We start from the raw sequence: 23,103 nt of genomic DNA, 5'->3' as shown, positions 1-23,103 counted from the left end.
GCAATGCGCCGCAAGCATACCAGAAACCGGGTAGCAGATCTGTGGTGTTCGAAAACCGAGAGCCGTCAGCGCGGACTGTTCTAGACTCTTTTTATTATGACCGACCTCTGAGAAAGGCACGAAAACATGGCAAACCAAGCAACCGGACTGACCCGCATCATCAAGGCAGCCGGCTATTCTTATAAAGGGCTATCCGCCGCCTGGCAGCACGAAGCGGCTTTCCGCCAGGAACTGGTGGTCACCCTTCTGGCTATCATACTGGCTGTCTGGCTGGATGTGGGTGCGATAGCGCGCATTTTATTGATCGGATCGGTAGCGCTGGTGATGATCGTCGAGATCCTGAACAGCGCGATCGAGGCGGTGGTGGATCGCATCGGCAGCGAACATCACGAGCTGTCCGGGCGGGCCAAGGACATGGGATCGGCGGCGGTGTCGCTGGCGATCGTGCTGGCGCTGTTCGTTTGGGGCACGGTCTTATGGCAGCATTTCGGCTGACGAAAAGCGCCTACTGACTGATTTTTATTTATTCTTCGGTTCCCAATCCGCGCTTACCTGTATATACTCACAGCAAGACTGTATAAACAAACAGGGGGCGGAATGAAAGCACTAACTACCAGACAGCAAGAGGTCTACGATCTGATTCGCGAGCACATTTCGCAAACGGGCATGCCGCCAACGCGTGCCGAGATCGCGATGCGTCTGGGGTTCCGTTCGCCTAACGCCGCCGAAGAGCACCTGAAGGCGCTGGCACGCAAAGGCGTGATCGAAATCGTCTCCGGTGCCTCGCGCGGTATCCGTCTGCTGATGGAAGAAGAAGAAGGGCTGCCGCTGATCGGCCGCGTCGCCGCCGGCGAGCCGCTGCTGGCGCAGCAGCACATCGAAGGGCACTACCAGGTGGATCCTTCCCTGTTTAAACCGAGCGCCGATTTCCTGCTGCGGGTGAACGGCATGTCAATGCGCGACATTGGCATTCTGGACGGCGATCTGCTGGCGGTGCACAAAACGCAAGACGTGCGCAACGGCCAGGTCGTGGTCGCGCGGATCGAAGACGAAGTGACGGTCAAGCGCTTGAAAAAGCACGGCAACGTGGTTGAACTGCTGCCGGAGAACAACGAATTCCAACCGATCGTGGTCGATCTGCGTCAGCAGAATTTCACTATCGAAGGGCTGGCGGTCGGCGTGATCCGCAACGGCGACTGGATTTAATCGCCGCGCCATCACCGCCGCTCCCTGTATCAATCGCCCCTGTTTTGGGGCGTTTTTGTTTCTGACTTCGCCCTTTGTCACTCAGTCACAGGAACATCCCATCATGCGCCTGATTTCCGCTTTCACCAGCGACACCGATAAAGCCCTGTGGCGCCTCGCCCTGCCGATGATCTTCTCCAATATTACCGTGCCGCTGCTCGGGTTGGTGGACACCGCGGTGATCGGCCACCTCGACAGCCCCATTTATCTGGGGGGCGTGGCGATCGGTGCGGTGGCGACCAGCTTCCTGTTCATGCTGCTGCTGTTCCTGCGCATGAGCACTACCGGCCTGGCGGCGCAAGCGCTGGGGGCGCAGAACCCCCAGGCGCTGGCGCGCGCCTTTATGCAACCGCTGCTGCTGGCGCTGTTGGCCGGGGTGGCGATCGTCCTGCTGCGCTATCCGCTGATCGAACTGGCGCTGCGGATCGTCGGCGGCGATGCCGACGTGCTGGAACAGGCGCGGCGTTTTCTTGAGATCCGCTGGTTAAGCGCCCCGGCGGCGCTGGCCAACCTGGTGCTGCTGGGCTGGCTGCTTGGCGTACAGTACGTGCGGGCGCCGGTGATCCTGCTGATCGTCGGCAACCTGCTGAACATCGTGCTGGATATCTGGCTGGTGATGGGCCTGGGCTGGAATGTGCGGGGGGCGGCGGCGGCAACCGCCATCGCCGAATACGCTACGCTGCTGCTCGGCCTGTGGTTGGCGTGGCGGGTGATGCGCCTGCGCGGTATTACCCTGCAGATGCTGCGCCAGGCCTGGCGTGGCGATCTGCGTCGCCTGCTGGCGCTCAACCGCGACATCATGCTGCGCTCATTGTTGCTGCAACTGTGCTTTGCGTCGTTGACCATTTTCGGCGCTCGCCTGGGAAGCGAGGTGGTGGCGGTCAATGCGGTATTGATGAATCTGCTGACGTTCACCGCCTATGCGCTCGACGGTTTCGCTTATGCGGTGGAAGCTCATTCGGGCCACGCCTACGGCGCCCGGGACGACAGCCAACTGCGCAAGGTGTGGCACGCGGCCTGCAGGCAGGCAGGGCTGGTCGCGTTGGCCTTCGGCCTGGCGTATGCCGTTACCGGCCAGCAGATCGTGGCAGCCTTGACCTCTTTGCCGGAACTGCGTGCGTTGGCCGCCCATTATTTACCCTGGCAGGTCATTCTGCCGCTGGTTGGGGTGTGGTGCTATTTGCTGGACGGCATGTTTATCGGCGCCACGCGCGGCGCCGAGATGCGCAACAGCATGGCGGTGGCCGCGGCGGGATATGGTATTGCGCTGTTCAGCGTGCCGCTGCTTGGCAACCACGGGCTTTGGCTGGCGCTGGCGGTGTTTCTGGCGCTGCGCGGCCTGGCATTGGGCTGGATTTGGCACCGTCACCAGGTGCGCGGCAGCTGGTTTACTGCCCATTAAACCGGACGTCTTGTTGGGTTAATGATTAGTTTTTTTTATGATTTGATCATGTTTGCTTACATGTTTTCAGCCTTGGTCTGTTCGCGTTAGTTCGTTGTTTGTTAGCGTTTTTTGTTTTTATCTTGTTTGTTAATGGTTTTTTATCCTGTGTTTTGGCTTTTTTATTTCCATGTTTAACTAGAATGAATCATGTGGCTGGTAAATGAAGGGGAGCGGTGCTTCTTAAGGTGAAGGGAGCATCAGCCAGAAAAACTTCTGGTTAACCCCGGCCGGCGACAGGGATCACTGATTCACCACAGGTTAACGGAGAGACTATGAATAAAGATCAAGCCGACGGTAACTGGAAGCAGCTGAAAGGCAAAGTGAAAGAGAAATGGGGCAAGCTGACCGATGACGATCTGACGGTCATCGAAGGGAAACGCGAACAGCTGGTCGGCAAAATTCAGGAGCGCTACGGTTACCAGAAAGAGGCGGCCGAAAAAGAGGTGAAGGCCTGGGAAGATCACACCAAACACCGCTGGTAACACGCAGGGCCGCCACTGACGGCGGCCGGCAACAGCGCAGGCCGGCGTCGCTCCATCCTATGGCGCCCCGGCCGCAGGTACAGGGAAGTACCTGACTTCGTCTTACTTCTTCTTGATGGCGATGCTGTGATCGTGTTCGGCGCAGTCATGCTTGCTGTCACAAGCTTCAACTTCAACGCAACCGGCGCACAGGCCGTGCGCTTCCACCACGCTGTGCCGCAGCGCAAATCCGGCTTCCTGCGCCAGCTTCTGCAGCGTCTCCTCCACGCCTTCGGTGGTGCGTTCGGTCACCTGGCCGCAGCGATCGCAGATAAACAGCGCGGACGTATGCATCGGCTGTTCGAAGTGGTGGCACAGCACGTAGCTGTTGGCGGACTCCACCCTATGGATAAACCCTTGCTCCAGCAGAAAATCCAGCGCGCGGTAGACCGTCGGCGGCTTGGCCTGCGGTTCGGCGACGCGCAGCAGATCGAGCAGGTCATAAGCGCTGATTGCACCGGGTTGCTGAGTCATCAGACGCAGCACTTCCAGCCGTTGCGGCGTCAATCGCACATTGCGTTGCTGGCAGAGGCGTTCCGCCTGCGCCAGCAGCTTTTCCTGGGTGGTTGAGTTCATCGCAAATATCCCGGTACGTAAAAAAGCCGATTTTACCATGATTACGGCGAATCGCCGATAGTTGCCCCCTTTTCCCCTGAGGATAGCGCAGAGAAAGGCGCGCTGAGTGCGCTAAAAGAGAGATGCATCACAACTTTTCCCCTCCGCCGGGCGGTAGATCAACGTTGCCGGTTTTAGCGCTGGAGAGCGGGGGACGAGAGCGGTATAAAGCCTTTCACCCGCGTGATGAGCTGGAGCCCTGTGTGATGACGGAAAGAGAGAAGCTGTTAAGCGGCCTGGAATACAACAGCCGCGATGAAGAACTGATCGCCCTGTACCATCGGGCGAGGGCGTTGACCAAAAGCCTGGGGGCGCTGGACTCGCATCAGGCGGACGAGAAAAATCGCCTGCTCGGCGAGCTGTTCGGCAACTGGGGTGAGGCGAGCTGGATCGAAACGCCATTCTGGTGCGACTACGGGCAGCATGTCCGCATCGGTAAAAACTGTTTTATCAACGTCAATGCGGTGTTCCTCGACTGCAACACCATCACCATCGGCGACAACACGCTGATCGGCCCCAACGTACAAATCTACACGCCGAGTCATCCGCTGAAGGCCGGTGAACGCTTTACCGGTGACCCGGCTTTTCCTTTCCGCACCTCGGCGCAGCCGGTGTCTATCGGCAGCAACGTGTGGATCGGCGGCAACGTGGTGATCCTGCCGGGAGTGACCATCGGTGACGGCACGACCATCGGCGCGGGCAGCATCGTCACCGGCGACATTCCGGCCAATGTGCTGGCGCTGGGGCAGCCGTGCCGGGTTATCCGCGCGTTGGAATAGGCCGCTTAACACGAATTGGCGGCCAGCGGTTTATCGGCGAGTGCGGGGCAAGGGCGGAGGAGGGGGCTTCTTACGGTGCGAATCGTCGTTTGGCAACTGGCGGTCATCGGCCAAGGCCAGGCGTGCGGCCGCAAGGCGGCTCATGACGGTGCCGATTGGCACCGCCAGCACTTTCGCCGCTTCCCGGTAGGACAGCCCTTCGACATACACCAGAAACAGCGCGTTGCGCTGGGCCGCCGGCAACCGGCTTACGCGCCGCATCACTTCATTGAGCCAGACCGGCTGTTCACCGTTGTCCGCATCGCCAAGCTCTTCCGCCGCCATGCAGCCTTGCCCCTGACGACGATGCTGGGCGCGAACTTCATTGAGCCAAATAGAGTGCAAGATGGAGAACAACCAGCGATCCAGGTGTGAACCGGGGGTGAATTGCGCGGCGCGTTCCAGCGCACGCACGCAGGTTGCCTGCACCAGGTCGTCGGCGACATCCCGCCGGTGCGAAAGCACCAGCGCATAGCGCCACAGGCGGGAGAGATAGTGGCCGAGTTCATCGCGTATCGCATCGCCGCTGATAGTCACCTCCGCAGGCGCGTCGGATCAAGATTCCGGATGGCGGTCGATGGCCGCCGCCAAATCTCGGTACTCCTCGCACCCGGTGCCGCACAGCGACTGGATCACCTGCAGCTGTTGGCGCGCCAGGTCGGGCCGCCCTTTCAGCATATAGGCTTCCCCAAGGTACTCGCGCACTTTGGGGTATTTCGGATCGAGGGCCACTGATTTTAAATAATAGCCGATACCCTCATCGGTGCGGCCCAGTTTGCGCGTGGCGTAGCCGCGATAATTCAGTGCGACGGCGGTGTTGGGATTTTGCAGCGTGTTGAGCATATCGATCGCTTCCTGATAGCGGCCGCTTTTCGCCAGTGCATAGGCATAGTTAGTGCGGTCGGCGTCGTCGACTTTGCTGCCTTTATCCACCGTGCAGGTCTGGGTTTTACTGTCGTAAACCTGGCCTTTCGGACAGGTCGGCGGGGTTTGACCGCTGCCGTCGCCGCCCATCGCCAGCGCCGCGCCGGAAAACAGCAGGCAGCCGGCAATGGCCGATGCCAGCAGGCGTTTAATGAAGCTGTTCATGGTTGTGTCCTCAAGGCAGAGGCGCCGTGCGCGCCCGTAATGAGATAACACCTGAACGAGTGAATTTATTCGCCTTACTCCCGCTTATTTACGCCACCGGCAAGGCGGTTTTCCCAACGGCGTCGATTGTCGTTATAATAGCCGTTTGCGGCCGCGCGCCGTTCGTTGAACCCAGACAGACTCAGGTAGCCAGTAACTCAGCATGACGAAAGACAACCACGCCCCAACCTACGCCGCCAATCGCTTCTCCATCGCGCCAATGCTCGACTGGACCGATCGTCATTGCCGTTACTTCCACCGCCTGCTGACCAAGGAAACGCTGTTGTACACCGAAATGGTGACCACCGGCGCGATCATCCACGGCAAGGGCGACTATCTGGCCTATAGCGAAGAAGAGCATCCGGTGGCGCTGCAGCTGGGCGGCAGCGATCCGGCCGCGCTGGCGCACTGCGCCAAACTGGCGGAGCAGCGCGGTTATGACGAGATTAACCTCAACGTCGGCTGTCCGTCCGATCGGGTGCAAAACGGTATGTTCGGCGCCTGCCTGATGGGGCAGGCGACGCTGGTCGCCGACTGCATCAAGGCGATGCGCGACGTCGTATCGATTCCGGTGACGGTGAAGACCCGCATCGGCATTGACGATCAGGACAGCTACGCTTTCCTGTGCGACTTTATCCAGACCGTCGCCGGGCGTGGCGAGTGCGACATGTTCACCATCCACGCTCGCAAAGCCTGGCTCTCCGGCCTCAGCCCGAAAGAGAACCGCGAAGTGCCGCCGCTGGACTACCCGCGCGTTTATCAGCTGAAGCGGGATTTCCCGGCGCTGACCATCGCCATCAACGGCGGGGTGAAAACGCTGGAAGAGGCGCAACAGCACTTGCAGCATCTGGACGGCGTGATGATGGGGCGCGAGGCTTACCAGAATCCGGGCATCCTGGCGCGGGTCGACAGCGAACTGTTCGGCGCGCAGACCGCGGTGCCGGACAGCGTGGCGATCGTCGAAGCGCTGTATCCGTATATTGAGCGCGAGCTGTCCAACGGCACCTATCTCGGCCACATTACTCGCCATATCCTCGGTCTGTTCCAGGGCGTGCCGGGCGCGCGCCAGTGGCGTCGCCATCTGAGCGAGAACGCCCACAAGCAGGGCGCCGATGCGCGGGTGGTGGAGCAGGCGCTGGCGCTGGTGCGCCAGCCGCGTGTCGAAATGGCGTAGCCGAAAAAATTTGACCAACAGTTAGTCTTTTTCACCAGGCATTTGGCGCGCTGCCGGATGCCTTCCCCATTTTTTCAATAGGTTAGCCCTTCCGCCATTCTGGCACGCTTCTTGTAATTCACTCTGCAGATACGTTGCATTGCAAAGGAGCAATCATGTTGGAAATCTTCTTTCTCATTGGCTTTGTGGTGATGCTGATGGTGACCGGCATCTCGCTGCTGGGGATCTTCGCTGCGCTGTTGGCGGCGGCGGCGTTCATGTTGTTGGGCGGGTTATTCGCGGTGGTCATCAAGCTGCTGCCGTGGCTGATTTTGGCGGTGGTTGGGGTATGGATTTACCGTTCAATGCAGAAACCCCAGGTCAGGCGTTACTGATTTTTTGCTGAATAATCAGTCAGTCGCGATGAAACTTGCATAACTACCCACCACGCTAATGCGGCAGCGATCACAGCTTGGCAGTTTTCCCCGGCGATGTGGCACATAAAGCGTGTTTTTTGCCGGACGGGGCTGTTAGGATGTTGGTCGATGCAGTGATGCGACCCATTTCATCACCGTGAGAGACACCTAAAATTCGTGTTGCTAAAGCAACCCCTGTCTCTGGCGGACTCTGCTCTACCCCTACAAAACGCAGTAACAGAAAGGGCTCCGCAAGGAGCCCTTTTCTTTGGCTGCTATCAGGGGATCAGCAGGCTGGAACCGCTGGTGCTGCGGCTTTCCAGCACCTGGTGCGCACGCTGGGCGTCGGCCAGCGCGAATTTCTGCTCGTCTCTCACTTCCACCCGAATGGCGCCGCTGCCGATCAGCGAGAACAGCTCATTGCTGGCGTACTGCAGCTCGGCGCGGTTGGTGATGTAACCGTTGAGGGAAGGGCGGGTGACGTACAGCGAGCCCTTCTGATTCAGCAGCGCCAGATCGACTCCCGTCACCGGGCCGGAGGCGTTGCCGAAGCTGACCATCAGGCCGCGCCGCTTCAGGCTGTTGAGCGAGGCCTGCCAGGTGCTTTGCCCCACCGAATCGTACACCACGCCAACCTTCTCGCCGTGCGTCAGCTCGGCCACCCGCTGGGCGATATCCTCTTTGTGGTAGTTGATGGTGGCCCAGGCGCCGGCCTGTTTCGCCAGCGCGGCCTTCTCGTCGGAGCCGACACTGCCGATCAGGCGTGCGCCCAGCGCTTTGGCCCATTGGCAGGCGATCAGCCCGACGCCGCCGGCGGCGGCATGGAACAGGAACACTTCACCCGGTTGCACGTCGTGGGTCTGGCGCAGCAGGTAATGCACCGTCAGCCCTTTGAGGAAAGAAGCGGCACCCTGCTCAAAGCTGAGGTTGTGCGGCAGCAGCGCCACTTTTTCTTCCGGCACATTGTGGACTTCGCTGTAGGCGCCGAGCGACGACTGCGCATACACCACCCGGTCGCCCGGTTTGATCGCGCTGACTCCGGCGCCAACCTTGACCACCACGCCGGCCGCCTCGGTGCCGAGGCCGCTCGGCAGGCTGGCCGGCGCGTACAGCCCGCTGCGCACATAGGTGTCGATGTAGTTGATGCCGATCGCTTTGTTCTCGATCTGCACTTCGCCAGCGGCGGGGTCGAGCGGTGTAAAATCAACGTATTGCAAGACTTCCGGCCCGCCGGTGGCGGAAAACTGAATGCGCTTGGCCATATCGTTACCTCGTTTGAGTGTCTGATTTCACCCTATTCTTTTTAGTATCGGAGATCCAGTTCACCCGTGCGGGATTCAATACCTTTTTTGCATCGGTTATGACGCAAAAATCACGTATACTCTCGCGTCAAGATCCTTCATTCGCAACCGGATAAAGACTACGTTTCATGGCAGGAAAAAAACCAACCAACAAAACAAACGCGGACGAAACCAGAGAGCGTTCCAGAGATCGTCAGATGGAAGGGCTGAAGATGCCGCCGCACTCGCTGGAGGCCGAGCAGTCGGTGTTGGGCGGTTTGATGCTGGATAACGAGCGTTGGGACAACGTGGCGGAGCGCGTGGTCGCCAACGACTTCTTCAGCCGCCCGCATCGCCTGATCTTTACCGAGATGCAGCGTCTGCTGGAGATGAGCAAGCCTATCGACCTCATCACGCTGTCTGAATCGCTCGAACAGAAGGGCGAGCTGGACTCGGTCGGCGGCTTTGCCTACCTGGCCGAGCTGTCGAAAAACACCCCGAGCGCCGCCAACATCGGCGCCTACGCCGACATCGTGCGCGAGCGCGCGGTGGTGCGCGAGATGATCTCGGTGGCTAACGAGATCGCCGACGCCGGCTACGATCCGCAGGGGCGCAGCAGCGAAGACCTGCTCGATCTGGCGGAATCCCGCGTCTTCCAAATCGCCGAGAACCGCGCCAGCAAAGACGAGGGCCCGAAGGGCATCGAGCGTATCCTGGAAGATACCGTCTCGCGCATCGAACAGCTGTATCAGCAGCCGCACGACGGCGTGACCGGGGTCGATACCGGCTATCAGGACCTCAACAAGAAAACCGCGGGCATGCAAAAGTCCGATCTGATCATCGTCGCCGCCCGTCCTTCGATGGGGAAAACCACCTTCGCCATGAACCTGTGCGAAAACGCCGCGATGACCCAGGAAAAACCGGTGCTGATCTTCAGCCTGGAGATGCCCGGCGAACAGATCATGATGCGTATGCTGGCGTCTCTGTCGCGCGTGGATCAGACGCGCATCCGTACCGGCCAGCTCGACGATGAGGACTGGGCGCGCATTTCCAGCACCATGGGCATCCTGCTGGAGAAGCGCAACATGTACATCGACGACTCCTCCGGCCTGACGCCGACCGAAGTGCGCTCGCGCGCGCGGCGCATTTTCCGCGAGCACGACGGGCTTAGCCTGATCATGATCGACTACCTGCAGCTGATGCGCGTGCCGGCCCTGTCCGACAACCGTACGCTGGAGATCGCCGAGATTTCGCGCTCGCTGAAGGCGCTGGCGAAAGAGCTGCAGGTGCCGGTGGTGGCGCTGTCGCAGCTGAACCGCAGCCTGGAGCAGCGCGCCGACAAACGCCCGGTCAACTCCGATCTGCGTGAATCCGGCTCCATCGAGCAGGACGCCGACCTGATTATGTTCATCTATCGTGATGAGGTGTATCACGAGAACAGCGATCTGAAAGGGATCGCGGAAATTATTATCGGTAAGCAGCGTAACGGCCCGATCGGCACCGTGCGCCTTACCTTTAACGGCCAGTGGTCGCGTTTCGATAACTACGCGGGGCCACAATACGATGACGAATAATCAGCTAAGGAACTGAAATGAAAGCGGCAACCGCTGTAATCGACCGCCGCGCTCTGCGACATAATCTGCAACAGGTGCGCCGCCAGGCGCCGCAAAGCCGCCTGATTGCCGTTGTGAAAGCAAACGCTTATGGACATGGCCTGCTGGAAACAGCACACACCCTGCAAGACGCCGACTGCTACGGCGTGGCGCGCATCGGCGAGGCGCTGATGCTGCGCTCCGGCGGCATCGTCAAACCGATCCTGCTGCTGGAAGGCTTCTTCTGTGCCGAAGACCTGCCGGTGCTGGTGGCGAACAACATCGAAACCGCAGTGCACTGCATCGAACAGCTCGAAGCGCTGGAGCAGGCCGAACTGGCGCGCCCGGTGCCGGTGTGGATGAAGCTCGATACCGGCATGCATCGGCTGGGGGTGCGCCCCGAGCAGGCGGAGGCGTTTTATCAGCGCCTGTGCGCCTGCCGCAACGTGGCGCAGCCGGTCAATATCATGAGCCACTTCAGCCGCGCCGATGAGCCGGAGTCCGACGCCACCCTGAAACAGATCGCCTGCTTTGAGCAGTTCGCGCTAGGCAAACCGGGCCAGCGCTCGGTCGCCGCCTCCGGCGGCACGCTGCTGTGGCCGGATGCTCACAACGAGTGGGTGCGTCCCGGCATCATTCTGTACGGCGTCTCGCCGCTGGATAACGGCAGCGGCGCCGGGCATGGCCTGCTGCCGGCGATGACGCTGAAATCCAGCCTGATCGCGGTGCGCGAGCACCAGGCCGGTGAAGCGGTGGGCTATGGCGGCACCTGGGTCAGCCCGCGCGATACTCGCCTTGGCGTGGTGGCGATGGGATACGGCGATGGCTACCCGCGCAGCGCGCCGACCGGCACGCCGATCCTGATTAACGGCCGCGAAGTGCCGATCGTCGGCCGGGTGTCGATGGACATGATTTCGGTCGATCTCGGGCCGGACGCCGCCGATAAGGTGGGGGATGAAGCGGTGCTGTGGGGGCCGGCGTTGCCGGTCGAGCGCATCGCCGCCTGTACCGGCATCAGCGCTTATGAACTGATCACCAAGCTCACGCAGCGCGTGGCGATGGAATACATCGGCGACTGATGCGCCGCAGGGGCCGACGCGCGTCGGCCCCGTTCTTCAACGCGTTACTTCTTTACCGCCAACCACTTGTCGATAATTTTCTGATACTCACCGGTTGCCTTGGCCAGGTGCAGCCACTGATCCACATACAGTTTCCAGCTCAGATCGTCGCGCGGCAGCATGTAAGCCTTCTCGCCGTACTGCATCGGTTTGGTCGGATTCACCGCGCACAGCTTCGGATAGCGCTTTTGTTGGTACAACGCCTCGGAGGCGTCGGTGATCATCACGTCCGCCTTGCGATCCACCAGCTGCTGGAAAATGCTCATGTTGTCGTGCGTCAGCGTCAGTTTGGCCTTCGGCAAATAGGCGTGCACGAAGGCTTCATTGGTGCCGCCCGCCGGTTCCAGCAGACGCACCGACGGTTTGTTGATCTGTTCTATCGTGCGGTATTTCTTCACGTCGGTGCAGCGCACCAGCGGAATTTTGCCGTCGGTATCCAGCTTGTCGGCGAAGAACACCTGTTTTTGTCGCTCCAGCGTGACGGAGATGCCGCCCATGGCGATGTCGCACTTGCCGGAGACGAAGTCCGGCGTCAGGGTTTTCCAGCTGGTTTTCACCCACTTCACCTTGGCGCCCAGGCTCTTCGCCAGCGATTCCGCCATGTCGATATCGATGCCTTCATAGCCGCCGTCTTCCTTGAGGAAGGTGTAGGGCTTGTAGTCGCCGGTGGTACAGACCTCCAGGGTCTTTTGCTGCAGCACTTTGTCCAGGTGGGATTGTGCGCCGGCGCTGCCGGCGGCGAGCAGCAGCGCGAGAGGGAGTAACTTTTTCATCTGGCGTCCTTTTTATACATTCGTGGTTTTATGCGTTACTTCGCCGTTAATTGTCGTTTGCCTGCATGAGTTAGCCGTTTTTTATGCCGCTTACCGGCGAAAACGCCGGGCGTTGCTGCTGTACGCGATTTAAGCGCCAGGGTGTGACGTCGGCAACGGTAAAAAAACTGGTAGGCTGTAACGTCAACATTTATTAACACAGTTTACAGGTGGCTATGTACAACATTGACGATTTTGATATGAAAATCCTGACGCTGTTACAGGCCAACGGCCGTCTGACCAATCAGGAGCTGAGCGAGCTGGTGGGGCTCTCCGCCTCCCAATGTTCGCGGCGGCGCATCAGCCTGGAGCAGGCGCAGCTGATCCGCGGTTACCACGCGCGGCTGGCGCCGGAGGCGGTCGGCCTGGGGCTGGTGGGGCTGATCGAAGTCAGCCTGATCACGCACGCGCAGGAGCAGATCGACAGCTTTCATCAGATGCTGGAGGAAGTGGACGCGATCCTGGACGCTTACAAGACCACCGGCGACGCCGATTACCTGCTCAAAGTGGCGGTGGCGGATCTGCCGGCGCTGAGCGAATTCATCAGCCAGACGCTGTCGCCGCACAAAAGCGTGGCGCATATCAAAACGGCGGTGGTGCTCAATCGCATCAAGGAAAACGGTTTATTGCCGGTGGCGAGATAAAGCTAAAACCGAATGCGCTTTTCCGTCTATATTAGGAACGTAACGCTGTGCCCAAAACCACAATAAACCAGGAGAAAAACCCCGTGTTCCAGAACGTTGACGCCTATGCCGGCGATCCCATTCTGTCGCTGATGGAAAAATTCAAACAAGACCCGCGCGCGCACAAGGTGAACCTGAGCATCGGCCTGTACTACGATGCGCAGGGCATCATTCCGCAGATGCGGGCGGTCGCCGCGGCGCAAGCGCAGTTGAACAGCGTCGAGCATGGCGCCTCGGTATACCTGCCGATGGAAGGGCTGCAGTCTTACCGTTCCGCCATCCAGCAGCTGCTGTTCGGCGCGCAGCACCCGATGCTGCAGCAGGGGCGCATCGCCACCATTCAGACCGTCGGCGGTTCCGGCGCGTTGAAAGTGGGCGCCGACTTCCTGAAAAGCTATTTCCCGGATTCGCAGGTGTGGGTCAGCGATCCGACCTGGGAAAACCACGTCGCCATCTTCAGCGGCGCCGGTTTCAAAGTGAATACCTATCCATATTTCGACAGCGAAAGCCTGGGCGTGAAGTTCGACGCCATGCTGGCTGCGCTGAAACAGCTGCCGAAGCACAGCATTGCGCTGCTGCACCCGTGCTGTCACAACCCGACCGGTTCCGACCTGACTCCCGCCCAGTGGGATGAGGTGGTCAAGGTGATCGCCGAACGTGAAATCATTCCGTTCCTCGACATCGCCTATCAGGGCTTCGGCGGCGGCATAGAGCAGGACGCCTACGCCATTCGCGCCATCGCGGCGGCCGGTTTGCCGTGCCTGGTGAGCAACTCGTTCTCGAAGATCTTCTCGCTGTACGGCGAGCGCGTCGGCGGCCTGTCGGTGGTGTGCGAAAGCGAAGAGGCGGCCGGACGCGTGCTGGGCCAGCTGAAGGCCACCGTGCGCCGCAACTACTCGAGCCCGCCGAACTTCGGCGCGCAGCTGGTGGCCAAGGTGCTGAACGACGCCCAGCTCAAAACCCAGTGGCTGGACGAGGTGGAGAGCATGCGCACCCGCATTCTCGAGATGCGTCACGCGCTGGTGGACACCCTGAAGAGCGCGCTGCCGCAGCGCAACTTTGATTACCTGTTGGCGCAGCGCGGCATGTTCAGCTACACCGGCTTCAGCGCGGCGCAGGTCGATCGTTTGCGAGAAGAGTTCGGTGTCTACCTGATCCACAGCGGCCGCATGTGCGTGGCCGGCCTGAACCACAACAACGTGCGTCAGGTGGCCGAGGCGTTTGCCGCGGTGCAGTAACGCCTGTTAGTCTGAACGGACGTTGATCGGGAGCGATAGCGATATCGCTCCTTTTTTATTGCCGGCGCGCCGCCGAAGTTGCCGCAAACCGGAGAGAGAATATACTGATTGAGGGGCGCTCACTCATGTGGCATCAGCAAACGCTAATCCTCAGCGCAAAAGCGCGTGGCTTTCATCTGGTTACCGACGAGATAGTCAACCAGTTAACCCACTTACACCGCCTGCAAACCGGCCTGCTACATCTGTTGCTGCAGCACACCTCGGCCTCGCTGACGCTCAACGAGAACTGCGATCCCACGGTGCGAGCCGATATGGAGCAGCATTTCCTGCGTCAGGTGCCGGAAAACGCACCCTATCAGCATGACTACGAAGGGCCGGACGACATGCCGGCGCACATCAAATCCTCGCTGCTGGGCGCTTCCTTGACGCTGCCCGTCAGGCACGGGCGGCTGATGTTGGGCACATGGCAGGGCATCTGGCTGGGGGAGCACCGCATCCACGGCGGATCACGCCGTATTGTGGCCACGTTACAGGGGGAATAACCCAATGAATAACAGCGCATTGCTGGAGTACTGCATGGCGAAGCCGGGCGCGGAGCAGAGCGACCAGAACCAGTGGCAGGCCAGCCAGATCAAGGTGGGTGACGTGATGTTCGCCATGGTGTGCGAGGTCGAAGGGCGGCCGGCGCTGGCGGTCAAGTCCAGCCCGGAGCTGGCGGAAAGCCTGCGTGAACACCATCCGGAGATCGTCGCCTGTAACGGCCTGAACAAGGCGCACTGGAATACGGTGTTTCTCGACGGCAACCTGCCGAACTCGCAGTTTTACACGCTGATCGACAGCTCCTATCAGCTGGTGGTGGACGGCCTGCCCGAACACGTGCGCCAGGAACTGCGCGCCTGATTGCCGGGCGGCGGCGCCGCCCGTTTTTCTTCTGTTTTTTTCATGTTAAAGCGTGATCGCGACCTGGGTTTGGGAACGTTCCCTTTTTATTGCGGCACTAAAACAGCTACGCTTGGGCATTCAAGACACGCGGATGAAGGAGGCCGACATGGCCATGAGCGAAGAAAAGCGCAAGATGATCGCCGGGGAACTGTACGACGCCGGCGATGAACTGCTGCGCAGCGAACGCCGGCGCGCACGCCAGCTAACGCATCGCTATAACCACTCTTCGCCGGAAGAGGGCGAGCTGCGCAAACAATGGCTGGGTGAGTTGCTGGGCCGCTATCAGGGCGGCACCATCGAGCCGACCTTCCGCTGCGACTACGGCTATAACATCTATCTCGGCAAGAACTTCTACGCCAACTTCGACTGCGTGATCCTCGACGTGTGCGAGGTGCATATCGGCGACAACTGCCTGCTGGCGCCGGGCGTGCATATCTATACCGCCACCCATCCGCTGGACGCCGAGACTCGCGTCGGCGGGGCGGAGTTCGGTAAGAGTGTCAGGATTGGCGACAACGTGTGGATCGGCGGGCGCGCGGTGATCAATCCGGGAGTGACCATCGGCGATAATGCGGTCGTGGCCTCCGGCGCGGTGGTGACCAAAGACGTGCCGGCCAATTGCGTGGTGGGCGGCAACCCGGCCAGGATCATCAAGCAGCTATAAAAAAACGGGCGCCGCCGGGCGCCCGCCGTCATCAGGCGCGCAGCGAGTCGATATCCACCACGAAGCGGTACTTCACGTCGCTTTTCAGCATGCGTTCATAGGCCTCATTAATTTGCTGCATCGGGATCAGCTCGATATCCGACGTGATGCCGTGCTGCCCGCAGAAGTCCAGCATCTCTTGCGTTTCCGCGATGCCGCCGATCAGCGAACCGGCGATGCGGCGGCGCTTCATGATCAGGTTGAACACCTGCGGTGACGGATGATCGTGCTCCGGCGCGCCGACCAGCGTCAGGGTACCGTCGCGGCGCAGCAAGTTGAGGAACGGGTTCAGATCGTGCTGAGCCGCTACCGTGTTGAGGATGAAGTCGAAGCTGTTGACGTGCTGCGCCATCTCATCCGGGTTGCGCGAAATCACCACTTCATGGGCGCCGAGGCGCTTGGCGTCTTCGATTTTCGACGGCGAGGTGGTGAACAGCACCACATGCGCGCCCATCGCCCGCGCCAGTTTGACGCCCATGTGCCCCAGCCCGCCGAGCCCGACGATGCCGACCTTTTTGCCTGGCCCCGCGCCCCACTGGCGCAGCGGCGAATAGGTGGTGATGCCGGCGCACAGCAGCGGCGCGACGCCGGCCGGATCGAGGTTTTCCGGCACGCGCAGCACGAAGTCCTGATCCACCACCAGATTGGTGGAGTAGCCGCCGTAGGTCACGGCGCCGGTGTGGCGATCCTGGCCGTTATAGGTGCCGGTAAAGCCGTTCTCGCAATACTGTTCCAGCCCCTCATCGCAGCTCGGGCAGCTGCGGCAGGAATCCACCATGCAACCGACGCCGACCAGATCGCCGATCCGGTAACGCGAGACATGGTCGCCGACGGCGCTAACGCGGCCGACGATTTCGTGGCCCGGCACCACCGGGTAAATCGTATTGCTCCATTCATTGCGCGCCTGGTGCAGATCCGAGTGGCAGACGCCGCAGAACAACACCTGAATTTGCACATCGTGGTCGCGCAGGGCGCGCGGCTGGTAATCGAAAGGCACCAGCGCAGACTTCGCGTCATGCGCGGCATAGGCATGGGTAATGTTCATGGTCGCTCCAGTTATCAATGTAGGGGGGACAACGTTTGACCGGCAGCGAAGTGCCGGCGAGACGCGGCCTGAATCAGACAGGGCGGCCGCCGAGGGAACATTGATGATAGAAGCGGTGAGCGTGGAGGGAAATGCCTGAAAATGTCGAAATCTTGCCTGTTTCTGTTCGATTGCGGGGAAACGGGGCAGCGTGCGGACCGCCTGAACGACGGCCTGCACGCCGGCGACATTACTGGTTCAACAGCGGCTTCAGGAAGCGTGCAGTGTGCGATTTCTCGCAGTCGGCGACCGTTTCCGGCGTGCCGGCGACCAGGATCTCGCCGCCGCCGCTGCCGCCTTCCGGCCCCAGATCGACGATCCAGTCGGCGGTCTTGATCACGTCCAGGTTATGCTCGATGACCACGATGGTGTTGCCCTGATCGCGCAGCTGATGCAGCACCGCCAACAGCTGTTGGATATCGGCGAAGTGCAGACCGGTGGTCGGTTCGTCGAGGATATACAGCGTTTGGCCGGTGCCGCGCTTCGACAGTTCGCGCGCCAGCTTGACGCGCTGCGCTTCACCGCCGGAAAGCGTGGTGGCCGACTGGCCGAGGCGGATGTAGGACAGGCCGACATCCATCAGGGTCTGCAGCTTGCGCGCCAGCGCCGGCACCGCGTCGAAGAAATCGCGCGCTTCTTCGATGGTCATCTCCAGCACTTCGTGGATGCTCTTGCCCTTGTACTTCACTTCCAGCGTTTCGCGGTTATAACGCTTGCCCTTGCACTGGTCGCACGGCACGTAGATGTCCGGCAGGAAGTGCATCTCGACCTTGATCACCCCGTCGCCCTGGCAGGCTTCACAGCGCCCGCCCTTGACGTTGAAGCTGAAGCGGCCCGGCGTGTAACCGCGGCTGCGCGATTCCGGCACGCCGGCGAACAGCTCGCGCACCGGGGTGAAGATGCCGGTATAGGTTGCCGGGTTGGAGCGCGGCGTGCGGCCGATCGGGCTCTGATCGATGTCGATCACCTTGTCGAAATGTTCCAGGCCGGTCACTTCGCGGAACGGCGCCGGTTCGGCGATGGTGGCGCCGTTGAGCTGGCGCTGGGCTATCGGGAACAGCGTATCGTTGATCAGCGTCGATTTGCCGGAGCCGGACACGCCGGTGATGCAGGTAAACAGACCGACCGGCAGCGTCAGCGTCACATCTTTCAGGTTGTTGCCGCGCGCGCCGCTCAGCTTCAGCACCTTGGTCGGATCGGCCTGCACGCGCTGCGCGGGGATGGCGATCTCGCGCTTGCCGCTGAGGAACTGGCCGGTCAGCGATTCCGGCTGCGCCATGATGTCGTCGACGGTGCCTTCCGCCACCACCTGGCCGCCGTGTACGCCGGCGCCGGGGCCGATGTCGATCACGTGATCGGCGGCGCGGATGGCGTCTTCGTCATGCTCCACCACGATCACCGTGTTGCCGAGGTTGCGCAGGTGGATCAGCGTTTCCAGCAGGCGCTCGTTGTCGCGCTGGTGCAGGCCGATCGACGGCTCATCCAGCACGTACATCACGCCCACCAGGCCGGCGCCGATCTGGCTGGCCAAACGGATTCGCTGCGCTTCGCCGCCGGAGAGCGTCTCCGCCGAGCGAGACAGTGACAGGTAGTTCAGGCCGACGTTCACCAGGAATTTCAGGCGGTCGCCGATCTCTTTCAGCACTTTCTCGGCGATTTTGGCGCGCTGGCCGCTGAGCTTCATGTTCTGGAAGAAGGTCATCGCATGGCCGATGCTCAGATCGGAGATCTCCGGCAGCGTGGTGTCTTCGACAAACACGTTGCGCGCTTCTTCACGCAGGCGAGTGCCGTGGCACGAGGCGCAAGGGCGGTTGCTGATGAACTTCGCCAGCTCTTCGCGCACCGCGCTGGACTCGGTCTCTTTATAGCGGCGCTCCATGTTGTGCAGCACGCCTTCGAACGGATGGCGGCGCACGGTGGTGTCACCGCGATCGTTGATGTATTTGAACTCGATAGACTCTTTGCCGGAGCCGCTCAGCACCGCCTTCTGCACGTTGGCGCTCAGGGTGTTGAATGGCGCTTCGACGTCGAACTCATAGTGCTCCGCCAGCGAGCGCAGCATCTGGAAGTAATAGAAGTTGCGGCGATCCCAGCCGCGGATCGCGCCGCCGGCCAGCGACAGCTCGGGGTTTTGCACCACGCGATCCGGATCGAAGAACTGCTGCACGCCCAGGCCGTCGCAGGTCGGGCAGGCGCCGGCCGGGTTGTTGAAGGAAAACAGGCGCGGTTCCAGCTCGCGCATGCTGTAGCCGCAGATCGGGCAGGCGAAGTTGGCGGAAAACAGCAGCTCGTCCGCTTTTTCGTCGTCCATATCCGCCACCACCGCGGTGCCGCCGGACAGTTCCAGCGCGGTTTCGAACGATTCGGCCAGGCGCTGCGCCATGTCGTCGCGCACCTTGAAACGGTCGACCACCACTTCGATGGTGTGTTTCTTCTGCAGCTCCAGCTTCGGCGGATCGGACAGATCGCACACTTCGCCGTCGATGCGCGCGCGGATATAGCCCTGGGCGGCCAGGTTTTCCAGCGTTTTGGTGTGCTCGCCCTTGCGGTCTTTCACCACCGGCGCCAGCAGCATCAGGCGCTTGCCTTCCGGCTGGCTCAGCACGTTGTCGACCATCTGGCTGACGGTCTGCGCCGCCAGCGGAACATGGTGATCCGGGCAGCGCGGCTCGCCGACGCGGGCGAACAGCAGGCGCAGGTAGTCGTGGATCTCGGTAATGGTGCCGACCGTGGAGCGCGGGTTGTGCGAGGTGGATTTCTGCTCGATGGAGATCGCCGGCGACAGGCCTTCGATATGATCGACGTCCGGTTTTTCCATCAGCGACAGGAACTGGCGCGCATAGGCAGAGAGTGATTCGACATAGCGCCGCTGCCCTTCGGCATACAGCGTATCGAAAGCCAGCGAAGACTTGCCGGAACCGGACAGGCCGGTGACGACGATCAGTTTGTCACGCGGGATGATCAGGTTGATGTTTTTCAGATTATGGGTTCGAGCACCACGAACTTCGATATTGTCCATTTACACTTCCCGTCTTGATGATACACCGCGCCTGTCGCGATTTTTGCGGGGGATTTTGTGATGGATCTCGCAAAAAACCGGCACAGCCTGGTCGAAACGCATAATTATGACACAAAAAAACCTGAATGAATATCCAGTATGCGAATGCAACAAGGTCGATCGAAAAGACAATTCTGGAATGCAATTCGCACTTATCAACACGGGTGTGGTTTCGTACTCAGCGTGGTAAACTGACGCGTTTATACTGTGTAGAAATCAATCATCGGGAGAAGTGCTCATGGCCAGCAGAGGCGTAAACAAAGTAATTCTGGTCGGGAATCTGGGTCAGGATCCAGAAGTCCGTTACATGCCGAACGGCGGCGCAGTGGCCAACATTACCCTGGCGACCTCCGAAAGCTGGCGTGACAAGGCGACCGGCGAACAGAAAGAGAAGACCGAGTGGCACCGCGTCGTGCTGTTCGGCAAACTGGCCGAAGTGGCGGGGGAATACCTGCGTAAAGGCTCTCAGGTCTACATCGAAGGCTCCCTGCAGACCCGTAAATGGCAGGATCAGAGCGGCCAGGATCGCTACACCACCGAGATCGTGGTTAACGTCGGCGGCACCATGCAGATGCTGGGCGGCCGTCAGGGCGGCGGCGCACCGGCCGGTCAATCTGCCGGTGGCCAGGGCGGTTGGGGCCAACCTCAGCAGCCACAGGGCGGCAACCAGTTCAGCGGCGGCCAGCAGCAGTCTCGCCCGGCGCAGAACAGCGCACCGGCGACCAGCAACGAACCACCAATGGATTTCGACGACGATATTCCGTTCTAAGCCTGGCGACAGCGCTAAAAAAACCCCGCTCAGGCGGGGTTTTTTGTGTTCGTTAGCCGCTGATTTTCTGCGGCGGTGTCGCCAATCAGTAAATTGCTACCGGGTTGATATTGACCTGGGTTGAACCGACATACAGCGGTTGCCCCAGTACGAACAGGAATTCCCAGGTTTTCGTGCGCACCAGCGGGCGGCTGTCGATCAGCTCCAGGTTATAGACGCCGCGTTTGGCCAGCAGGTACTGGTTGACCGGGAACTCTTCGTCATTTTTCGGGTTAGGGTAAACTTCGGAGGCCCAGGTATCACCGCCGAAGGCCACGATGCCTTGGTCGGCCAACCATTTCGCCGCTTCCATGCCGATGCCCGGTTCAACTTCCAGGAACTTTTTATTGTCTTTGCCAATCAGCTCCAGCCAGCCGGTGTTGAACAAGACAACGTCGCCTTTGCGTAAACTGATGCCCTGCTTTTTAAGCACCGCTTGAATATCCGCAACGGAAAATTCGGTGCCGCCCGGAACGATCGCTTTATTATAATAAGCCGTCATATCGAGTACGACGCCGCGTGTGACCATGGGCGGCACTTTTTCCACGCCCAATTTTTTTACGCCATCTACGGTGACGAAATCCGCCGCCTTATTGCCGTTATAATAAACATTGTCGATGCCGATATGGCCAATGCCATTCAACTGAGTGCCGACGCCGGTCCAGGCATTCACCAATTCATCATTAAAGGTGAATTTATTTGGGCCAAGCGTTTTACCGTCCTGCTGACCAGGCTGAATATTATATAAGCGGAAGCTGCGGTGGCGGAACGCCGGGAAATCTTTATCGACGGGCACCGCCAATGGCAATGTCTTGCCTTGTTTTACCAACTGCACGGACTGTAATACGACCTCAGGCGTGAGCAGGTTGGCCGCGCCGATTTCGTCTTTTGCGCCGTAAACGGAAGGATACCAGTCTGACGACTGCGCGGCGGATTCTGCAGCGTGCGCGGGCACTGCGGCCAGCAAGGGCAGCAAGAGGGAGAGGCGATACAATGATTTCATCAGTGACTCATCCTTATAACGGAGTATTGCAGGGCGAATGAAAGTGAGCCTCCGGAAATTGGCGGCGTGAGGCCGCCGAATAATAACCGGTGAGGGAACGGCTCATTTTTTCTGTGTACTGGGTACGCCAGCGTGATTTTTAAAAAGGCGCCCGGCGATGATTTCCTTAATCATGCGGCAATGAATAACGCCGTATGCACGGCGTTATCGCTAAACGCATTATTTTTTCAGTTCTGCACTCATAGTGACGAAATTGCCCATGTAGGCGCTGGTAATTTTGTAGCCGCTTGCGCCGGCTTCTTGCGCTTTTTTAGCGATGAGGGCTTCGGTGGAATCCAGTGTTCTGCCGGTTGCGGTCACGCTTTCTGCCGCGGCGTTAAACGACAGCATGGAAAACAGAGCGAGTGAAATAACGGTGGTCATGGTTTTCATATCTTTATCCTGTGTTCGAAGGTTCGAAAAATAAGGGTGTCCGGTACGACACGATGGAGCGAAGGATAAAGACGTCGGGCTGGTGAATAAATAACAGAATCGTCAATAAACTATTCCATTTTTGCGCATAAACTAATTCTATTATTGTCTTTCAAGGCCGAATATGCCGTGCGAGGTGAGAAGCGGTCGTCGGGGAGCGAATGAAAAAAAGCCCCTTGCGGGGCTTTGAGCGCTACGCCGAGAAGCCGCCGTCGATGCTCAGACTGGCGCCGGTGATATAACCCGCCTGCGGGCCCGCCAGGTAGGCGACGAAACCGGCGATTTCTTCATCTTTGCCGTAACGGCCGATCGCCATCAGCTGCTTGAGCTGATCGGCGAACTCGCCGGCGTCCGGGTTCATTTCGGTGTCCACCGGGCCGGGCTGCACGTTATTGACGGTGATGCCGCGTGGGCCGAGATCGCGCGCCATGCCCTTGGTCAACCCGACCAGCGCCGATTTGCTCATCGCGTACACCGCCGCGCCGCCGAACGGCACGCGCTCGGCGTTGGTGCTGCCGATGTGGATGATACGGCCGCCGTCGTTCATGTGGCGCGCCGCCTCCTGGCTGGCGACGAATACGCTGCGTACGTTGACCGCCAGCATGCGATCCAGGTCGTCCAACGCCAGTTCCTCGGTGCCGCCCAGCGTAAATACCCCGGCGTTGTTCACCAGAATATCCAGGTTGCCGAAGTGACTCACCGCCTGGCGAACCGCCTGCTGCAGCGCCGCAGCATCGGCGCTGTCGGCCTTGATGGTGAGGGCTTTGCCGCCGGCGGCGGTAACGGCGCTCGCCACCGCTTCGGCGCGAGCGGCTGAGGCGGCGTAGGTAAAGGCGACGGCGGCGCCCTCGCTCGCCAAGCGTTTCACGATGGCGGCGCCGATGCCGCGGGAACCGCCCTGAACGAATGCGACTTTGCCTTGCAGTGGGAGTGCTGTGGTCATGTTATTTCTCCAGAGTGGATGAGGGTAA

General features: G+C 60.2%; 25 protein-coding genes. 15 read left to right on the top strand and 10 right to left on the bottom strand.

The window, feature by feature from the left end; translation table 11 throughout:
• Positions 1 to 126 precede the first annotated feature (126 nt).
• The 4 genes from GT753_RS17495 (at position 127) to GT753_RS17480 (ending at position 3,171) form a co-directional block, all read left to right on the top strand.
• Positions 127 to 495 (top strand): diacylglycerol kinase, encoded by a 369-nt coding sequence (locus GT753_RS17495; protein WP_015379225.1) that lies wholly within the window; start codon positions 127 to 129, stop codon positions 493 to 495.
• 102 nt (positions 496 to 597) lie between these two features.
• Positions 598 to 1,206, top strand: a complete 609-nt coding sequence (gene lexA / locus GT753_RS17490) for a transcriptional repressor LexA (protein WP_004936736.1) — start codon at positions 598 to 600, stop codon at positions 1,204 to 1,206.
• Between the two features lie 103 nt (positions 1,207 to 1,309).
• A complete protein-coding gene (gene dinF, locus GT753_RS17485; RefSeq protein WP_004936740.1) occupies positions 1,310 to 2,647 on the top strand; it encodes an MATE family efflux transporter DinF in 1,338 nt (445 codons plus the stop codon).
• A 314-nt stretch (positions 2,648 to 2,961) separates the two neighbouring features.
• Positions 2,962 to 3,171 (top strand): CsbD family protein, encoded by a 210-nt coding sequence (locus tag GT753_RS17480; protein WP_004936743.1) that lies wholly within the window; start codon positions 2,962 to 2,964, stop codon positions 3,169 to 3,171.
• Between the two features lie 102 nt (positions 3,172 to 3,273).
• Here the strand turns inward: GT753_RS17480 and zur are convergent, their stop codons facing one another.
• Positions 3,274 to 3,786, bottom strand: coding sequence for a zinc uptake transcriptional repressor Zur (zur, locus tag GT753_RS17475; RefSeq protein WP_015379223.1), 513 nt, complete (start codon positions 3,784 to 3,786; stop codon positions 3,274 to 3,276).
• A gap of 245 nt (positions 3,787 to 4,031) precedes the next feature.
• On the opposite strand from zur, the gene GT753_RS17470 reads away from it, so the two are divergent.
• Complete coding sequence (locus GT753_RS17470; protein ID WP_004936750.1) at positions 4,032 to 4,604, top strand: sugar O-acetyltransferase; 573 nt, start codon at positions 4,032 to 4,034, stop codon at positions 4,602 to 4,604.
• Between the two features lie 30 nt (positions 4,605 to 4,634).
• On the opposite strand, the gene GT753_RS17465 is transcribed toward GT753_RS17470, so the two are convergent.
• Together GT753_RS17465 and GT753_RS17460 are read right to left on the bottom strand one after the other, a co-directional pair.
• Positions 4,635 to 5,180, bottom strand: a complete 546-nt coding sequence (locus GT753_RS17465) for an RNA polymerase sigma factor (protein ID WP_088381959.1) — start codon at positions 5,178 to 5,180, stop codon at positions 4,635 to 4,637.
• A gap of 18 nt (positions 5,181 to 5,198) precedes the next feature.
• The gene (locus GT753_RS17460; protein ID WP_088381958.1) at positions 5,199 to 5,732 is read right to left on the bottom strand and encodes a tetratricopeptide repeat protein; all 534 of its coding nucleotides are present in this window, start codon (positions 5,730 to 5,732) and stop codon (positions 5,199 to 5,201) included.
• A gap of 202 nt (positions 5,733 to 5,934) precedes the next feature.
• On the opposite strand from GT753_RS17460, the gene dusA reads away from it, so the two are divergent.
• Both dusA and pspG read left to right on the top strand, forming a co-directional pair.
• On the top strand, positions 5,935 to 6,945 hold the full coding sequence (dusA, locus tag GT753_RS17455; RefSeq protein WP_160125798.1) for a tRNA dihydrouridine(20/20a) synthase DusA: 1,011 nt from the start codon (positions 5,935 to 5,937) through the stop codon (positions 6,943 to 6,945).
• Positions 6,946 to 7,100: 155 nt separating this feature from the next.
• A complete protein-coding gene (gene pspG, locus GT753_RS17450) occupies positions 7,101 to 7,319 on the top strand; it encodes an envelope stress response protein PspG (RefSeq protein ID WP_004936761.1) in 219 nt (72 codons plus the stop codon).
• 299 nt (positions 7,320 to 7,618) lie between these two features.
• Here pspG and GT753_RS17445 read toward each other — a convergent pair whose 3' ends face one another.
• Positions 7,619 to 8,602, bottom strand: a complete 984-nt coding sequence (locus GT753_RS17445; protein WP_015379219.1) for a quinone oxidoreductase — start codon at positions 8,600 to 8,602, stop codon at positions 7,619 to 7,621.
• A gap of 167 nt (positions 8,603 to 8,769) precedes the next feature.
• Between GT753_RS17445 and dnaB the strand changes: the two genes are divergently transcribed.
• Positions 8,770 to 10,194, top strand: a complete 1,425-nt coding sequence (gene dnaB, locus GT753_RS17440; RefSeq protein ID WP_025160134.1) for a replicative DNA helicase — start codon at positions 8,770 to 8,772, stop codon at positions 10,192 to 10,194.
• 17 nt (positions 10,195 to 10,211) lie between these two features.
• A complete protein-coding gene (gene alr, locus GT753_RS17435) occupies positions 10,212 to 11,291 on the top strand; it encodes an alanine racemase (RefSeq protein WP_049241416.1) in 1,080 nt (359 codons plus the stop codon).
• A gap of 44 nt (positions 11,292 to 11,335) precedes the next feature.
• Here alr and GT753_RS17430 read toward each other — a convergent pair whose 3' ends face one another.
• Positions 11,336 to 12,103, bottom strand: a complete 768-nt coding sequence (locus GT753_RS17430; protein ID WP_015379217.1) for a transporter substrate-binding domain-containing protein — start codon at positions 12,101 to 12,103, stop codon at positions 11,336 to 11,338.
• A 215-nt stretch (positions 12,104 to 12,318) separates the two neighbouring features.
• On the opposite strand from GT753_RS17430, the gene GT753_RS17425 reads away from it, so the two are divergent.
• From GT753_RS17425 to maa, 5 genes are all read left to right on the top strand, one after another.
• The gene (locus tag GT753_RS17425) at positions 12,319 to 12,786 is read left to right on the top strand and encodes an Lrp/AsnC family transcriptional regulator (RefSeq protein ID WP_004936775.1); all 468 of its coding nucleotides are present in this window, start codon (positions 12,319 to 12,321) and stop codon (positions 12,784 to 12,786) included.
• Between the two features lie 83 nt (positions 12,787 to 12,869).
• A complete protein-coding gene (locus tag GT753_RS17420) occupies positions 12,870 to 14,063 on the top strand; it encodes an amino acid aminotransferase (protein ID WP_160125797.1) in 1,194 nt (397 codons plus the stop codon).
• 125 nt (positions 14,064 to 14,188) lie between these two features.
• A complete protein-coding gene (locus tag GT753_RS17415) occupies positions 14,189 to 14,605 on the top strand; it encodes a secondary thiamine-phosphate synthase enzyme YjbQ (protein ID WP_015379215.1) in 417 nt (138 codons plus the stop codon).
• A 4-nt stretch (positions 14,606 to 14,609) separates the two neighbouring features.
• Positions 14,610 to 14,963 (top strand): MmcQ/YjbR family DNA-binding protein, encoded by a 354-nt coding sequence (locus GT753_RS17410; RefSeq protein ID WP_021505135.1) that lies wholly within the window; start codon positions 14,610 to 14,612, stop codon positions 14,961 to 14,963.
• A 148-nt stretch (positions 14,964 to 15,111) separates the two neighbouring features.
• Entirely contained in the window at positions 15,112 to 15,669 is a 558-nt protein-coding gene (gene maa / locus GT753_RS17405) for a maltose O-acetyltransferase (RefSeq protein ID WP_044030338.1), read from the top strand.
• Positions 15,670 to 15,700: 31 nt separating this feature from the next.
• Here maa and GT753_RS17400 read toward each other — a convergent pair whose 3' ends face one another.
• Both GT753_RS17400 and uvrA read right to left on the bottom strand, forming a co-directional pair.
• On the bottom strand, positions 15,701 to 16,753 hold the full coding sequence (locus tag GT753_RS17400) for an NAD(P)-dependent alcohol dehydrogenase (RefSeq protein ID WP_004936787.1): 1,053 nt from the start codon (positions 16,751 to 16,753) through the stop codon (positions 15,701 to 15,703).
• A 229-nt stretch (positions 16,754 to 16,982) separates the two neighbouring features.
• Complete coding sequence (gene uvrA / locus GT753_RS17395) at positions 16,983 to 19,811, bottom strand: excinuclease ABC subunit UvrA (protein WP_015379213.1); 2,829 nt, start codon at positions 19,809 to 19,811, stop codon at positions 16,983 to 16,985.
• Between the two features lie 277 nt (positions 19,812 to 20,088).
• On the opposite strand from uvrA, the gene ssb1 reads away from it, so the two are divergent.
• Positions 20,089 to 20,619 carry a single-stranded DNA-binding protein SSB1 gene (gene ssb1, locus GT753_RS17390; RefSeq protein WP_004936793.1) on the top strand — a complete coding sequence of 177 codons (531 nt, stop codon included), beginning with the start codon at positions 20,089 to 20,091 and terminating at the stop codon, positions 20,617 to 20,619.
• An 85-nt stretch (positions 20,620 to 20,704) separates the two neighbouring features.
• Here ssb1 and GT753_RS17385 read toward each other — a convergent pair whose 3' ends face one another.
• The 3 genes from GT753_RS17385 to GT753_RS17375 form a co-directional block, all read right to left on the bottom strand.
• Positions 20,705 to 21,661 carry a cyclase family protein gene (locus tag GT753_RS17385; RefSeq protein ID WP_015379212.1) on the bottom strand — a complete coding sequence of 319 codons (957 nt, stop codon included), beginning with the start codon at positions 21,659 to 21,661 and terminating at the stop codon, positions 20,705 to 20,707.
• A 219-nt stretch (positions 21,662 to 21,880) separates the two neighbouring features.
• On the bottom strand, positions 21,881 to 22,093 hold the full coding sequence (locus GT753_RS17380) for a DUF1471 domain-containing protein (RefSeq protein WP_004936800.1): 213 nt from the start codon (positions 22,091 to 22,093) through the stop codon (positions 21,881 to 21,883).
• A gap of 232 nt (positions 22,094 to 22,325) precedes the next feature.
• Positions 22,326 to 23,075: a 3-oxoacyl-ACP reductase family protein gene (locus GT753_RS17375; RefSeq protein WP_160125796.1), complete on the bottom strand. Its 750-nt coding sequence runs from the start codon at positions 23,073 to 23,075 to the stop codon at positions 22,326 to 22,328.
• Positions 23,076 to 23,103 lie beyond the last annotated feature (28 nt).

It is taken from the genome of Serratia sp. Z4 (genome assembly GCF_009900725.1).
Classification (GTDB): domain Bacteria; phylum Pseudomonadota; class Gammaproteobacteria; order Enterobacterales; family Enterobacteriaceae; genus Serratia; species Serratia nematodiphila.
The sequence above is the reverse complement of the archived record's forward strand: the minus strand, read 5'-3'. Positions and strand labels throughout refer to the sequence as shown.